Annotated in this window: 16 protein-coding genes; 6 read left to right on the plus strand and 10 right to left on the minus strand. The window is 71.7% G+C overall.

Annotated elements, in window-relative coordinates; genetic code table 11:
- Positions 1-2: 2 nt before the first annotated feature.
- From ureG to OG430_RS06220, 7 genes are all read right to left on the minus strand, one after another.
- On the minus strand, positions 3-623 hold the full coding sequence (gene ureG, locus OG430_RS06190; RefSeq protein WP_327351404.1) for an urease accessory protein UreG: 621 nt from the start codon (positions 621-623) through the stop codon (positions 3-5).
- Between the two features lie 49 nt (positions 624-672).
- A complete protein-coding gene (locus OG430_RS06195; protein WP_327351405.1) occupies positions 673-1,374 on the minus strand; it encodes an urease accessory protein UreF in 702 nt (233 codons plus the stop codon).
- Positions 1,371-3,095 carry an urease subunit alpha gene (gene ureC / locus OG430_RS06200; protein ID WP_327351406.1) on the minus strand — a complete coding sequence of 575 codons (1,725 nt, stop codon included), beginning with the start codon at positions 3,093-3,095 and terminating at the stop codon, positions 1,371-1,373. Before ureC ends, OG430_RS06195 begins: the two co-directional genes overlap by 4 nt.
- A complete protein-coding gene (locus OG430_RS06205) occupies positions 3,095-3,484 on the minus strand; it encodes an urease subunit beta (protein ID WP_327351407.1) in 390 nt (129 codons plus the stop codon). The genes ureC and OG430_RS06205 overlap by 1 nt, the downstream gene beginning before the upstream one ends.
- Positions 3,485-3,499: 15 nt before the next feature.
- Positions 3,500-4,279, minus strand: coding sequence for a sirohydrochlorin chelatase (locus tag OG430_RS06210; RefSeq protein WP_327351408.1), 780 nt, complete (start codon positions 4,277-4,279; stop codon positions 3,500-3,502).
- A 14-nt stretch (positions 4,280-4,293) separates the two neighbouring features.
- A complete protein-coding gene (locus OG430_RS06215) occupies positions 4,294-4,599 on the minus strand; it encodes an urease subunit gamma (protein WP_327351409.1) in 306 nt (101 codons plus the stop codon).
- A 61-nt stretch (positions 4,600-4,660) separates the two neighbouring features.
- Complete coding sequence (locus tag OG430_RS06220; RefSeq protein WP_327351410.1) at positions 4,661-5,689, minus strand: urea transporter; 1,029 nt, start codon at positions 5,687-5,689, stop codon at positions 4,661-4,663.
- Positions 5,690-5,907: 218 nt separating this feature from the next.
- On the opposite strand from OG430_RS06220, the gene OG430_RS06225 reads away from it, so the two are divergent.
- From OG430_RS06225 to OG430_RS06240, 4 genes are all read left to right on the plus strand, one after another.
- Entirely contained in the window at positions 5,908-6,840 is a 933-nt protein-coding gene (locus OG430_RS06225) for a carbohydrate kinase family protein (RefSeq protein ID WP_327351411.1), read from the plus strand.
- A gap of 133 nt (positions 6,841-6,973) precedes the next feature.
- Positions 6,974-8,167: an acyl-CoA dehydrogenase family protein gene (locus tag OG430_RS06230; RefSeq protein WP_327351412.1), complete on the plus strand. Its 1,194-nt coding sequence runs from the start codon at positions 6,974-6,976 to the stop codon at positions 8,165-8,167.
- A gap of 189 nt (positions 8,168-8,356) precedes the next feature.
- Positions 8,357-9,025, plus strand: coding sequence for a hypothetical protein (locus OG430_RS06235; RefSeq protein WP_327351413.1), 669 nt, complete (start codon positions 8,357-8,359; stop codon positions 9,023-9,025).
- A gap of 137 nt (positions 9,026-9,162) precedes the next feature.
- Positions 9,163-9,813 carry a sigma-70 family RNA polymerase sigma factor gene (locus OG430_RS06240; RefSeq protein ID WP_327351414.1) on the plus strand — a complete coding sequence of 217 codons (651 nt, stop codon included), beginning with the start codon at positions 9,163-9,165 and terminating at the stop codon, positions 9,811-9,813.
- A 123-nt stretch (positions 9,814-9,936) separates the two neighbouring features.
- On the opposite strand, the gene OG430_RS06245 is transcribed toward OG430_RS06240, so the two are convergent.
- On the minus strand, positions 9,937-10,857 hold the full coding sequence (locus OG430_RS06245; protein ID WP_327351415.1) for a LysR family transcriptional regulator: 921 nt from the start codon (positions 10,855-10,857) through the stop codon (positions 9,937-9,939).
- A 160-nt stretch (positions 10,858-11,017) separates the two neighbouring features.
- Here OG430_RS06245 and OG430_RS06250 point away from each other — a divergent pair, with 160 nt between their 5' ends.
- On the plus strand, positions 11,018-12,328 hold the full coding sequence (locus OG430_RS06250) for an MFS transporter (protein ID WP_327351416.1): 1,311 nt from the start codon (positions 11,018-11,020) through the stop codon (positions 12,326-12,328).
- Here the strand turns inward: OG430_RS06250 and OG430_RS06255 are convergent.
- Entirely contained in the window at positions 12,325-12,528 is a 204-nt protein-coding gene (locus OG430_RS06255; RefSeq protein ID WP_327351417.1) for a hypothetical protein, read from the minus strand. The genes OG430_RS06250 and OG430_RS06255 overlap by 4 nt on opposite strands.
- Before the next feature lie 174 nt (positions 12,529-12,702).
- Between OG430_RS06255 and OG430_RS06260 the strand changes: the two genes are divergently transcribed.
- Positions 12,703-13,065, plus strand: coding sequence for a DUF4180 domain-containing protein (locus OG430_RS06260; protein ID WP_327351418.1), 363 nt, complete (start codon positions 12,703-12,705; stop codon positions 13,063-13,065).
- Positions 13,066-13,098: 33 nt separating this feature from the next.
- Here OG430_RS06260 and OG430_RS06265 read toward each other — a convergent pair whose 3' ends face one another.
- Entirely contained in the window at positions 13,099-13,551 is a 453-nt protein-coding gene (locus OG430_RS06265; RefSeq protein ID WP_327351419.1) for a DUF4267 domain-containing protein, read from the minus strand.
- Positions 13,552-13,708 lie beyond the last annotated feature (157 nt).

Genomic DNA, 13,708 nt, shown 5'->3' on the forward strand with positions numbered 1-13,708 from the left:
GCTCACGCGGGGACCTTGCGGAAGGTCATCAGGAAGTCCGCGATCTTGTCGAGGCCTTCGCCGGTCAGGCAGTTGGTGAGTACGACGGGGCGGCCCTCGCGGACCCGCTCGGCGTCGGACTCCATGACGCCCAGGTCGCACCGTACGTACTGCGCGATGTCGATCTTGTTGATGACCAGCAGATCCGACTCGGTGATGCCCGGCCCGCGCTTGCGCGGCATCTTCTCGCCCTCGGCCGTGTCCAGGACGAACAGGAACAGGTCGACCAGGACCGGGCTGAAGGTAAGGGTCAGGTTGTCGCCGCCCGACTCGAAGAGCAGGGTGTCGATGTCCGGGAAGGCTTCGAGGAGTTCGGCCCCCGCGGCCAGGTTCATCGTCGGGTCGTCGCGTACCGCGGTGTGCGGGCAGGCGCCGGTCTCCACCCCGACCACCCGCTCCGGGGCGAGCATCCCGGCCAGGGTGCGCCGTACGTGGTGGGCGTCCTCCTGGGTGTAGATGTCGTTGGTGATGACCGCGGGCCGGTGGCCGCGCTCGATCAGGACCGGCACAAGGGCCTCGATCAGCGCGGTCTTGCCCGAGCCGACGGGCCCGCCGATGCCGACCCGCAGCACGTTGTCTGTCATCAGGTGCGTCTTCTCTCTCTGCTGGTTGCCAGGAGGCTTCTGCTGGTTGCTAGGAGGCGAACAGCCGTGCCTCGGCCCGCTCGTGGCGGCCGGACATGGCATCCGCCAGGGGTACGCAGCCGCCGATGTCGGCGAGGTCGCGCACGACCGCGTCCGCCGTAACCTCGGCGATCACGGGAGCGGTCGTGCGCAGCACCACCTGCGCCTTGCGGTGGTCGGTGAGCCGCAGCCGCAGCGCGGCCCCCACGAAGCTCGTACAGAACGCGAACAGGTCGCTCGCCACGGCCTGTTCGACGGGCACGCCGGCCGCCGCGTAGGCGATGCCCGCCGCGACGGCCTGGCAGCAAGGGGTCTGCTTGGCGGCCACGAGTTCCGCGTACCGGTCGAGCTCCGCACCGCCCACCGACTCCTGGGCGATGTCCAGGAGTTGGCGTCCGGTGCGGGTGGCGGCCAGGCGCAGTTCCCGGTTGAGCTTGGTGGCGTGCAGCCGTTGGTCGCAGTCCACGACCCGCGCCCAGTCCCCCGCACGGGCGGCCCGGTGCGCCACCGCGAGGGCGGTGGCGTCGGCCGGGCCGACCGCGTGGCGGAGCAGATCGGCCAGGAGCTCCGGCACGGCGTCCGGGGTGACGGCCTTGGCCTGCGCATAGCCTTCGAGCCCGTGCGAGAGCGTGTAGAACCCGCTGGGGAAGGCCGAGTCGGTCAGCTGGAGGCTGACCAACAGCGCGTCGAGACCCTGCACCGGACCGCTCACGCCAGGTAGAACAGCTGGGCCAGCGGGAGCGTCTGGGCCGGCTCGATGGTGGCGATCTCGCCGTCGAGCTTCACCTTGTACGTCTCCGGGTCGACCTCGACCTTCGGGGTGCGGTCGTTGAGGACCATGTGCTGCTTGCCGACGGAGCGGCAGTGCTTGACCGGCAGCACCAGCGAGTCGAGGCCCAGCTTCTCGGGGATGCCCGCGTCGATGCCCGCCTGCGACATGAACGTCACCCGGGTCGACTGCTTGGCCTTGCCCAGGGCGCCGAACATGGGCCGGAAGTAGACCGGCTGCGGCGTGGGCAGCGAGGCGTTGGGGTCGCCCATCTGCGCCCAGTTGATCAGGCCGCCCTTGATCACGAGGCGCGGCTTGGCGGCGAACGAGCCGGTCGGCCACAGCACGATGTCGGCGATCTTGCCGGTCTCGAGGGAGCCGATGTGCTCGGCGGTGCCGGTTGCGATCGCCGGGTTGATGGTGAGCTTGGCGAGGTAGCGAAGGACCCGGAAGTTGTCGTTGTGCTCGTGGTCGCCGTCGAGCTTGCCGCGCTGGTCCTTGCAGTGGTGCGCGGTCTGGAAGGCACGGGCGAAGGACTCGCCGATGCGGCCCATGGCCTGCGAGTCCGAGGAGAAGATCGAGATGACGCCCTCGTCGTGCAGGACGGTCTCGGCGGCGATGGTCTCGGCGCGCACCCGGGAGTCGGCGAAGGAGACGTCCTCGGGGATGTCGCGGCTCAGGTGGTGGCAGACCATCACCATGTCGAGCAGCTCGTCGACCGAGTTGACCGTGTACGGCAGAGTCGGGTTGGTCGAGGCGGGCAGCACGTTGGGCTCGCCCGCCACCCGCATGATGTCGGGTGCGTGACCGCCGCCCGCGCCCTCGGAGTGGAAGGTGTGGATGGTGCGGCCGTCGATCGCGGAGCGGGTGTCCTCGAAGTAGCCGCCCTCGTTCAGGGTGTCGGTGTGCACGGCGACCTGGATGTCGTACTCGTCGGCGACCGTGAGGGCGCAGTCCAGGGCGGCCGGGGTGGTGCCCCAGTCCTCGTGGACCTTGAGTCCGCAGGCGCCGGCCTCGATCTGCTCGACGAGGGCGCCGGGCAACGAGCTGTTGCCCTTGCCGAGGAGGCCGGTGTTGACCGGCATGTCCTCGACGGCCTCGAACATCCGGGCAAGGTTCCAGGCGCCGGGGGTGCTGGTGACGCCGTTGGTGCCGTCGGCCGGGCCGGTGCCACCGCCGATCATGGTGGTGATGCCGTTGGACAGCGCGGGCAGGGCCTGCTGCGGCGAGATGAAGTGGATGTGGCTGTCGATGCCGCCCGCGGTGGCGATCTGGTGCTCGCCCGCGATGACTTCGGTGCCGGGGCCGATGACCAGGCGGGGGTCGACGCCGGACTGGGTGTGCGGGTTGCCGGACTTGCCGATGCCGGCGATGCGCCCGTCCTTGATGCCGAGGTCGCCCTTGATGACGCCCAGGATCGGGTCGAGGACCACGACGTTGGTGATGACCGTGTCCAGGGCGCCCATCGCGCCGGTGGCGGACGGGTCCTGGGCCATGCCGTCGCGGACGGTCTTGCCGCCGCCGTAGACGGCCTCGTCGCCGTAGTGGCCCTCGTTGTAGTCCTTGACGACCTCGACCACGAGGTTGGTGTCGGCGAGGTGGAAGCGGTCACCGACGGTGGGGCCGAACATGTCGGTGTACTGCTTGCGGGGCAGGGTGACCATCAGTTGTCGCCTTCCTTGCGTGCGCCCTTGAAGCCGCGCTCGACCGCGCGGGCCATGGCCTTGGTGCGGGTGTCCCCGGCGGTGACCCCGCCGGCGGTGAGGTTGCTGAAGCCGATCAGCCGCTGGTGGCCCGCGTAAGCGGTCAGCTCGACATCACGCGTGGCACCCGGCTCGAAGCGCACCGAGGTGCCCGCGGGGATGTCGAGGTGCATGCCGAACGCGGCGTTGCGGTCGAAGTCGAGCGCCCGGTTGGCCTCGAAGAAGTGGTAGTGCGAGCCGACCTGGATCGCGCGGTCACCGGTGTTGCTCACGGTGACCTTGGCCTTGGCCCTACCGGCGTTGAGCTCGATGTCTCCGTCGCCGTACAGATATTTGGCGCCACCCGACATGGCGGCCTCCTGTTCTCAGTGGTGGGTGTGGGGGGAGGTGCCCGGGCCGTGCGAGTGGGCGTATCCGTGCCCGTGCTCGGCGTCCCGGCCGGCAGCGATGCCGTTGTCTCCATGGGCGAGGCGGTGCAGCGCCTCAGCGGTGCGGGCGGCGATGACGCCGTCGATGGCGGACGCGCTGAGCAGCGGCCCGCCGTCCTCGGCTCCGGCGACCTGTTCGGCGCCCGAGGGACCGAAGGCCGCCGGGATCATGACCACGCGTTCGGCGCCGAGCAGCCGGCAGCGCTCGGCCCCTTCGGCGAGGCCGGGGTCACCGGCCGCGAACGCGACCTCGACCAGGCGGTGTTGGCCGTACTGGCGCACGAGGCGGGCGACGCGGAACAGGTCGGCGTCCTCGAAGGGACCCGCGGCGGGGGCGGTGACGAGGATCGCGGTCCGTGGGGCGTCCGGCGCGGCGGGCTTGCCCGCAGCAGCCATACCCCCGACCGCTTTGCCCGCGGCGGCGCGCAGCCAGCCGGTGAGATGGTCCTTGGTGCCGAACGGCTCGCTGAGCACCAGCCGTCCGGCGCCTTCGCCCTCGGCCAGCCAGTGCAGGGCGCGGGCCGTGTCGGCGATCAGCTTGGGGTCACGGCCGAGCGTCATCGGTACGACGCACACCGGCCCTTCGCCGGCGGCCAGGGCCTCGGCCACCGCGTCGAGCAGCGGACGCCCACCGGGCACTGCCGTGAACCCGGGGGTTGTGCCGCCCAGTTCGTGCCCGCCGGCGAGCACCTGCGTCGCAGCGCTCTGCCCGGCCACCGCGGTCGCCACCGTCAGGCGCCGACGGGGTCGTGGCAGGACACCAGCTTGGTGCCGTCCGGGAAGGTCGCCTCGATCTGGATCAAGGCCGCCATGTCCCGTACGCCGTCCATGACTTCGCCGCCCGTGACGACGCCCTTGCCGATCTCCATGCACTCCGCCACGGTCTTGCCGTCGCGTGCGCCCTCCAGGATGGCCTCGCTGATGAGGGCCACGGCCTCGCTGTAGTTGAGCTTCAGACCGCGGTCGCGGCGCTTTCGGGCCAGGTCGGCCACGATGTAGACGTACAGCTTGTCGATCTCGCGCGGGGCAAGATTCATGGACGTACTCGCTTTCGGTTCCGGATGACGCCGGTCAGGCCCTCACCTGACGGCTGGTCGGTCAGGTCCTGTGCAGGCGGTTCAAAGAGGGCACGGCCGCGACGAACGCGAGGGCCGTCAGGACGAACGGCCAGGTGAAGGTGTGCCCGCCGAAGGGGTCGAAGAAGGTGCTCATGGTGGCCGTGAGGCCGGTCGCGGCGGCCGCGCCGATCACCGCGTAGACCACGCTCCACGCGCTGACGGTCAGGAAGACCCCGCACAGCGCCATCGCGACGAGGACCGCGTTGTATCCCATCAGGCCCTGCTCGATACCGTTGGTGGGCGAGCCGAGCGCCCAGGCGGTGAAGATGCCGGTGAGGCTGCCGACGCAGGCCATGATCCCCGCGGTGCGGCTGGCCCAGAAGATCCCGGCGAGGAAGATCAGGCCGACGTACCACTGCGGCATGAAGAAGATCTGGCCGATGTTGGCGAAGAACGCGTGCCACAGGTCGTGCCAGCCCAGATGCGTGGTGTCGGTGCTCGCCTTCGCCAACTCCGAGAGCCCGGGGCCCTGGTGCCATACCCGCTCGAAGCTGGGGGCCGCGATCGTCATGGCGCTGGCCATGATGCAGAACGGGATGGTGAAGGTGGGGATGTTCCAGGTGGCGAGGATGTTCGCGAGCGCGGAGGTGAGCACGACCACGACGACGCAGCCGCCGATGGCGAGCAGCACGGTGGAGAGGTGGTCTTCCCCGAGGAAGACGGCGTACCCGGTGGCGACCAGCGTGCCGTTGAACCCTTCGAGTCCCGAGGCGATGCGTCCGCGGTCCGCGCCCAACGCGTAGGCGGTGGCGGTGGAGACGGCGGTGCCGAGCAGCCCGTAGAGGCCGTATTCCCACTTGGCGGCGAACAGCGCGGCGACGAAGAAGACGCCTGTGATCGCGCTCGGCATGAAGTCGACCTGGGCGACGCCCGTGAGGGTCTCACGGGCGAACTGAACGACCTGGGTGCCGGCGGACTGCGGGAGTCGCTCCTGCTCCTGGTCGGTGGCCTGTCCGATGGCTGAGGCTTCCCTTGCTTGTGGTGATGCAGGACGTGGATGCAGGAGCATTTAGGCATAGTTGGGCGGTTTATCCCTGTATGAAATAGCTGAAGTGCTTAGATTTCATCGAAAGAGCCTCTAATTCAGCTAATAGGGACCAGGGTTGGGTCGACTCGGAGCGTCGCCCGGCCTGGGCAGCGCGAGGCCGCCGTGCGAGCCTGACCCCTGCCGTTCGCTGTCCGCCCTTCGCTGTCTGCCGCACTGCCCCGATCCGGAAGGAATCCCTTGTGATCGTCGTCGCCGGTGAAGCCCTGATCGACCTGGTCCCGCAGGCCGGCGGCGATGTGCTCGCGCCCTTGCGGCCCGCGCGCGGCGGCGGCCCGTACAACACGGCCGTCGCGCTCGGCCGGCTCGGCGCGGAGGTCGGCTTCTGCTCGCGGATCTCCACCGACGCCTTCGGACAGGCCCTGGTCGGGCACCTGCGCGACGAGGGCGTCGACGTCTCGCTGGTGCAGCGCGGACCGGAGCCCACCACGCTGGCCCTGGCCGCGCTCGACGAACACGGGGCGGCGGCGTACAGCTTCTATGTCGAGGGCAGCGCGGACCGGCTCTTCGCGACACCGGGCGAGGCTCAACTGCCCGGCAGCGTACGGGCGTTGTCGTTCGGTACGTGCTCGCTGGCGCTCGAGCCCGGGGCGAGCGCGTACGAGGAGCTGATGCGGCGCGAGGCCGGGCGCGGGGTGTTCGTCGCGCTCGACCCGAACATCCGGGCCGGGCTGATCCCGGACGCGGACGCCTATCGGGCCCGGTTCAAGTCCTGGCTGCCGCATGTGTCGCTGCTCAAGCTGAGCGAGGAGGACGCCCAGTGGCTCGGCCCGGACGTGCCGGGGTGGCTGGCGGCGGGGCCCGCGGCGGTCGTGGTCACGCGGGGCGCGGGCGGGCTCACCGTCTTCACCCGGGGCGGCGGCGAGGTGTCCGTGCCGGGCGAGCGGGTCGAGGTCGTGGACACCATCGGGGCCGGGGACACGGTCAACGCGGCGCTGCTGCACGACCTTTCGCTGCGGGACGCACTGTCGGCGGACGCCATGGACGCGCTGCCTGCGGAAGTGTGGCGGAAGGTGCTCGCCTACGCCGCGCGGGCCGCCGCGGTCACCTGCTCGCGGGCGGGGGCCGAACCGCCGTACGCCACAGAGGTGGGAGGTTCCGAGTACCGGGGGTAACGGCGGGTTTCCGACTTTCACAGGGTCTTTTCACAAGGTGACGGGAACCCAGGAGGCCCTTCGTCCGACCACTTCCGTGAGAGGCAGGCGCACCGTCCTGCGTACGGGGTCCCGGGAAGGTCGGAGGATTGTGATGCAGAGCCAGGTGCCGGTGACGTACGGGTTGCCGCACTGTCCGCACGGAATGCGCGAAGTGCGGGACCAGATAGCGGAATTCGTACGCCGCCGGATCGTCCCGCGCGAAGACGTCCTCGACCGCGGTGGCTCCGATGCGACGGCAGCTCTGCGCACGCTGCAGGGCGCGGCGCGGCAACAGGGCCTGTGGGCGCTGCCGCTGCCCGTCGGTATCGGCGGCCAGGGCCTGCCGCTCGCCCTGTACGCGCCGCTGGCCGAGGCCGAGGGCGCCAGCGACCACGGGCCCGCCGCGCTCGGCTCGGCCACGCTCCTCGACGCGCTGACGCTGCAGCAGCACGGCAGTCAGCGGGTGCACGACCTGTTCCTGAAGCGGCTCGTCGCCGGCGAGCTGCGCATGTCGTTCGCGATGACCGAGCCCGGCACGCCGGGCACCGAGCCCCGGCTGACCGAGGCCCGCGCCGAGCGTGCGGCGGACGGGAGTTGGCGGGTGAGCGGGCGCAAGTGGTTCGTCGGCGCGGCCGCCGAGGCCGACCTGGTCGCCGTGCTCGCCCGCACCGACGGCACGGCGCCGGACCCCGAGGGCCTGTCGCTCTTCCTGGTGCCCACCGACGCGCCGGGCTTCCAGCTGGTGCGCGAGCTTCCGGTCCTCGGCACGGGCGGACAGTGGGAGATCGAGCTGGACGAGGTCGCGGTGGATGACGACTTCCTGATCGGCGGGCGCGGCAAGGGCCTGTCGGTGGCCGGGTCCCGGCTGCAGCTCGGCCGGACGCTGAGCTGTCTGCACTGGCTCGGGCAGGCGCGGCGCGCCTTCGACCTGATGCGCGAGCGGGCCGTGCACCGCACCCGTACGCAAGGGACGCTCGGGGACCTTCAGTTGGTGCAGAGCCATGTCTTCGAGTCGCTGCTCGCGCTGCGCACCACCCGGCCGCTGGTGTACGAGGCGGTGGCGCGTCTCGATGCGGGCCTCGACGCGCATGTCGAGGTCGGGCTCGCGAAGGTGGCCGCCGCGCGGATGCTGCAGCAGGTCACGGACGCGGCGATCCAGGTGCACGGGGCGGCCGACCTGGGCCCGGACACGGCCCTGCCCTCGCTCTTCCGCAACGGCAGGATGGCGCGGATCGTGGACGGGCCGGACGAGCTGCACATCACGTCGGTGGCGGGGCGGGTGCTGCGTACGGACCACGGAGTCTGACCCGATGCCGCGCACGAACTGCCAAGGAGTCCGACCCGATCGGACCTGATCCGGCCCGGCCCCGGCCGACCCGATCTGCCGTGTCCTGAGCCGCAGTTCGGACGCGTACACCGGGGAGCGCGGGCGGACCTCCGAAAGACTGCCCGCCCTGCTTGACCCGTGGGACGCGAATGCGACGATGAGCCCTCCATGACTGCTGGACGGTGTGCGCGCGCGGTACGGGCCGGGGTGTTCTCGGCCGTCTGCGTGCTGCTCGCTTCCCTCGGGCACCTGCTGATGACCGGGACCATCGTGCCCTGTTGGACCCTGATCGCCGGGGCGCTGTTCATCGGGGCCGGGGCCTGGAGTCTGGGCGGGCGCGAGCGCGGTCCGGCGATGGTCGTCATGCTCACGCTGGCCGCGCAGGCGGCGCTGCATCTCGCCTTCTCCTTGTCCCGTACGGCAGTCGGGGGCGCGCCGGGACCGCAGGGGCACGGCGCGCACGACGTGCCGTTCACCGCCGTCGGGGCCCTCGGCGCGCTGGGCCACGACATGTCCGCCACCTCCATGAGCGCCCTGGCGATGAACGGCATGCCCACGGACGGCATTCCGGTGGGCGGGATGTTCGCCGCGCACGTGCTGGCGGCCCTGCTGAGCGGGCTGTGGCTCGCGCACGGCGAGCGGGCGACCTTCCGGATCCTGCGCGCCGTCGCCGGCTGGCTCGGCGCCCCGCTCCGGGTGCTGTTCCTGATCGCGCCGCTGCCGCGCGGTCCACGGCTGCGCATGCGCCGCGCCCGCGCCGCGCACATCCTGCGTCCCCTGCTGCTCGTCCACACCCTCACGTCCAGAGGACCACCGGCGCGGCCCGCTGTCCTGTGACAGCCGGCCCCGAGGTCGCCGCGGCCCCACGGCGCGCGCGCCTCGGGCACCGGTCGCGTGGACGCGCGGCCGTACGACGCACCGGGCCCGCCGCACTGCGGGCCCGGACCCCGCACTTCCCCAAAGGACGCCAGGCGATGCCCGCTACCCTCCCCACGCCCCTGCCGCGAAGAAGCACCGCACCGGAAGGCACCTGCGGTGCCGCGTACGGCCGACGCGGCACACCGCCCGACCGGAACACGCCCCCGCACGACGACGCGATCACCGCATGGGCGCTCGCCGCCCGCAGCGGAGACACCCACGCCGTCGAGCACTTCGTCCGCGCCCTGCACCGTGACGTACGCCGCTACGTCGCCCATCTCGGCGCCGACCCGCAGTCCGCGGACGACCTGACCCAGGAGACGTTCCTGCGCGCCCTCGGCAGCCTGCACCGCTTCGAGGGCCGCTCCTCCGCACGCACCTGGCTGCTCTCCATAGCCCGCCGCGCGGTCGTCGACAGCCACCGGCACACCGCCGCCCGGCCCCGCGTCGCCCACACCGAGGACTGGCAGTCCGCCGCCGAGCACGCCCAGCCCCGGGACCTGCCCGGCTTCGACGACGGCATCGCCCTCAACGAACTGCTGGCCACCTTGCCCGACGAGCGCCGTGAGGCCTTCGTCCTCACCCAGCTGTTGGGGCTGCCGTACGCGGAGGCCGCGCTGCTCAGCGGCTGCCCGGTGGGTACGGTGCGCTCCCGGGTGGCCCGCGCACGCGGCTCACTGATCGGCTTGCTGCGGGCCGTCGCCTAGTGTCCCGATTTCGAGATTCTGCGTCACCGATCGCATGATCGGCACTCGGCTGACCAGTGGCTTGGTGCTGGACGCACCTCACGTGGTGTCGCACTAACTCAAGACCGGCTCACTAGCGCCTGCTCACCGCGCCCATGTGGGCACCCACGTCCCGGGCCCGGGACGTGCGGCGCCGAGGTGGGCGCGGAGTGCGGCCAGCGCGGGGTGCGGGTTGTCGCCGCGCCAGAGGAGCGAGTGGGGGTAGACCGGCGTCGGGTCGAGCACGGGGATGCGCCGCAGGTCGTGGGCTGCGGGCCAGACGAGGCGGGTCCCTTCGCCGACCAGGGTCGCGAGGGCCGGGGAGTCGGCGATCTCGTCGAGCAGGGCCTCGGGACCGAAGTTGGGACCGATCGCATCGATGGTCAGCCCGAACTCGGCGACCAGTTCCTCGTAGTAGGCGGCCCACTCGGTGCCGGGGACGACGCCGGGCATCCAGATCCGGTGCCCGGCGAGCTGCTCCAGGGTGACCGCGCGGGCGTCCGCGAACGCGTGGCCCGGCCCGGTGAGCAGCTGGTGCGGCTCGTCGAGGACCCGGACCGCCTCGATGCCGTCGGGCAGCTGGGCGGCGGGCACGGTGACGGCGCGGAAGGTCGCGTCGAGGCTGCCGGACCCGACGGCGGCCATGGCCTCGTCGCCGTCGAAGAGGGTCACGACGTCGAGGGCCACGTCGGGATGGGCGTGGTGGAAGCCGCGCAGCAGGGCGGCCTGCGCGCTGCGTCGCCCGAGCACGTCGACGCGCAGCGCCCGCCGGCCGGGCCGCACGGAACCGGCCGCGCGTTCCTCGGCCCGCAGCAGATCGCGGGCGTGCGGCAGGAAGGCCTGCCCGTCGATGGTGAGCCGGGCCCCGCGCGGGGTGCGGTGGTACAGCTGCACGCCGAGGTCCTTCTCCAGTGCGGCGATGCGCTTGGACACGGCCTGCTGCGTGATGCCGAGGCCGGCCGCGGCCTCCTGGAACTGCCCCGCGTCGGCGACGGCGACGAAGGTGCGTACGGCGTTGAGGTCCACCCGGCCCACCCTAGGTGCACAACGTCCGGTTGTGTCGTGCGGCCGGGTCGGTTGTTTGCTCCGCAGGCTCACGACTGGGTTTGATGGCACCGGCAAGCGGAGAGCGAGCGCTGGACAACGTCGGGTTGTCCGTGCGCATGGGTGAAGGAGTGCCGCGGGCATGACGGCCAGCCGATCGGACACGAGGGCCGGACGCCCGCCGGAGCCACCGACCGGACGCCCGCCGGAGCCACCGACCGGACGCTCGCTGGGGCGGCAGTTCGGCTGGCTGTGGGCGGCGTACGGGGTCAGCGCCTTCGGTACGCGCCTCGCCTTCGACGCGTTCGCCCTCATCGCGATCCTGGTCCTCGACGCCGGTCCGGCGCAGGTGTCTCTGCTGGCCGCGACGGGACTTGCGGTGGGGGCGCTGGTGGCGGTGCCGCTGGGCCCCTGGGTGGAGTTCCGGCGCAAGCGGCCGGTGATGGTCGCGATGGACCTGGTGCGGTGCGCGGCGCTGCTCACCGTGCCCGCCGCGTTCGCGCTCGGCCGGCTCGGCTTCGTCCAGCTCCTGGTCGTCTCGGTGATCGTCGGCGCGGCCGACATCACGTTCGGCGCGGCGAGCGGCGCGTACCTCAAATCGCTCGTCCCGCCGCAGGACCTGCTCGTCGCGAACAGCCGGTTCGAGGCCACGACCTGGACCACCACCATGCTCGGCCCGCCGCTCGGCGGGGCCGCGGCCGGAGTGTTCGGGCCGGTGCTGACCGTCCTTGCCGACGCGGTCAGCTATCTGCTTTCGGCTGCGGGGATCCGCGCCATCGGCGGCAGCGAGCCGCGCCCGGCCCGGGCCGGTGCACCGTCCGGGCTGCGTTCGGGCGAGTTGCTCGACGGGTGGCGGACCATCCTGGCCAGCCCGTCGCTGCGGCTGCTGTTCTTCAACACGACACTGGTCAACGGCTTGATCATGGCGACCGCGCCACTGCTCGCCGTCCTCATGCTCGGCGAACTGGGCTTCGCGCCATGGCAGTACGGTCTCGCCTTCGCCCTGCCGTGTGCCGGCGGTCTGATCGGCTCCCGCCTCGCCCGCCCGCTCGTGGCACGGTTCGGCCGGCGCCGGGTGCTGCTCGTCGCGGGGGCGCTGCGGGTGTGCTGGCTGCCCGGCCTTGCGTTCATCGGGCCCGGCGTCGGCGGGATGGTGCTCGTCATGAGCGTCGAGCTGGGGATGATCACGTGCATGGCCGTGTTCAACCCGGTGCTCGTCACGTACCGCCTGGAGCAGACCCCGGCGGACCGGGTCGTGCGCACCCTCTCCGCGTGGTCGGTCACCGGCAAGGCGACCACCGCGGCGATGACCGGGCTGTGGGGTGTGCTGGCCGGTCTCGTGGGCTCCCGCACCGCGCTCGCGATCGCCGGGATCCTCATCCTGGCGACGTCGCTGCTGCTCCTGCGGGCGGCGCGGCCCGGCGTCCTGAAGTGCGCAACCCCGGTCGCCTAGGCGGCCGTTGCGCCCGATCCGGCCGACCGGCGTCGCCGGGGCGAGGCGGCCTGGCCGCTGTGGGCGGCGCAGCGGGCACCCACCTTTCGCTCGCCGCAGTAGTACGTCCCCTCGGGAGCGGACTCGACCAGCTGGCCGCACAGTGGACTCTCCAGGTCGGGCCGGTACCCGACGACGCGCAGCCCGAAGTGAAACCGCACCGCTCCCCCTCATCATGCTCGACAGGCCCCTGTGGGCCGGGATCAGTGGGTAAGGCTACGAGCGCCGCACCGCCCGGGCAGGCGGCAAAGGTCCTCGCTCGGACGGGACTTAGGTCCCGGGCTTACGGGGGTCGTCCACAAGGCGCCGGGAACCGGGACCTAGTCTCTACGGTCATGAGCACCCTGCAGACGATCTCCGACGTGCCGGTCCTGGTGTGCGACGCGGACGGCGAGCCCATCACCGGCGAACGCGACGCCCTCGACCTCATCGGCAACGGCGGCTACCAGGGTGCGCAGTGGGTCGTCGTCCCCGCCGCCCGGCTCGACGCGGCGTTCTTCGAGCTCAGCAGCCGCGTCGCCGGGGACATCGTGCAGAAGTTCGTGCAGTACGGCATGGGCCTGGTCGTCCTCGGCGACATCTCCCGCCACACGGCGGCCAGTTCGTCGCTGCGGGACTTCGTCCGCGAGTGCAACCGGGGACGCCAGACGTGGTTCCTGGAGGACGCGGAGGAGCTTCGGGTGCGCCTGAAGAGCTGAGGCGGCTCGCCTCCGGCCGCCACAGGCCGGCGCTCAGGCGGTCGCCCGGGCCGGCTGGGGGGCCTCGTCTGCCGCGACTGCCGTGCGACCCGCCGTACGACCTGCCCTGCGCCCCTCGGCGATCAGCAGCCCGGCCGTCAGCAGCACCACCAGGGCGGCCGAGATGTGCACGCTCAGCGCCGTGGTGAGGCTCCCGCCGTTCGTGACCACGGCCACCGCGTCGCCGAGCGGCATGACCGCGTCGACCAGGATCACCCAGCCCAGGGCACGCCGCTGCTTCATCGCGAGCAGCACGAAGACCGTGGACGCGACGGCGATGTCGCGTACGCCCTTCACGATGAAGTAGCCGTCGGCGTTCCCGGTCGGCCAGGGGTCGATGCCGAACCCGTCCGGCGCTCCCGGGTTCAGCAGGAAGTTGAGCCCGAAGAACATGACAGTGAGGCCGGTGATGACGGCGAGAGCTGTGGTGGCGCGACGCTTGAACATGGTTCCCCCCAAGGGAAGTTGACCGAGGCTTGTGCAGTGCCAGAAGTTCTAGCGCCGCTAGCGATGACGCAACGTTAGACCTGGCCCCGCACTCCTGTCTAGCGCCGCTAGGCTTTTTTTCATGGCTATACGGCAGCGCCGAGAACCGGGGTCTCCC

Source organism: Streptomyces sp. NBC_01304 (assembly GCF_035975855.1).
Taxonomy (GTDB): domain Bacteria; phylum Actinomycetota; class Actinomycetes; order Streptomycetales; family Streptomycetaceae; genus Streptomyces.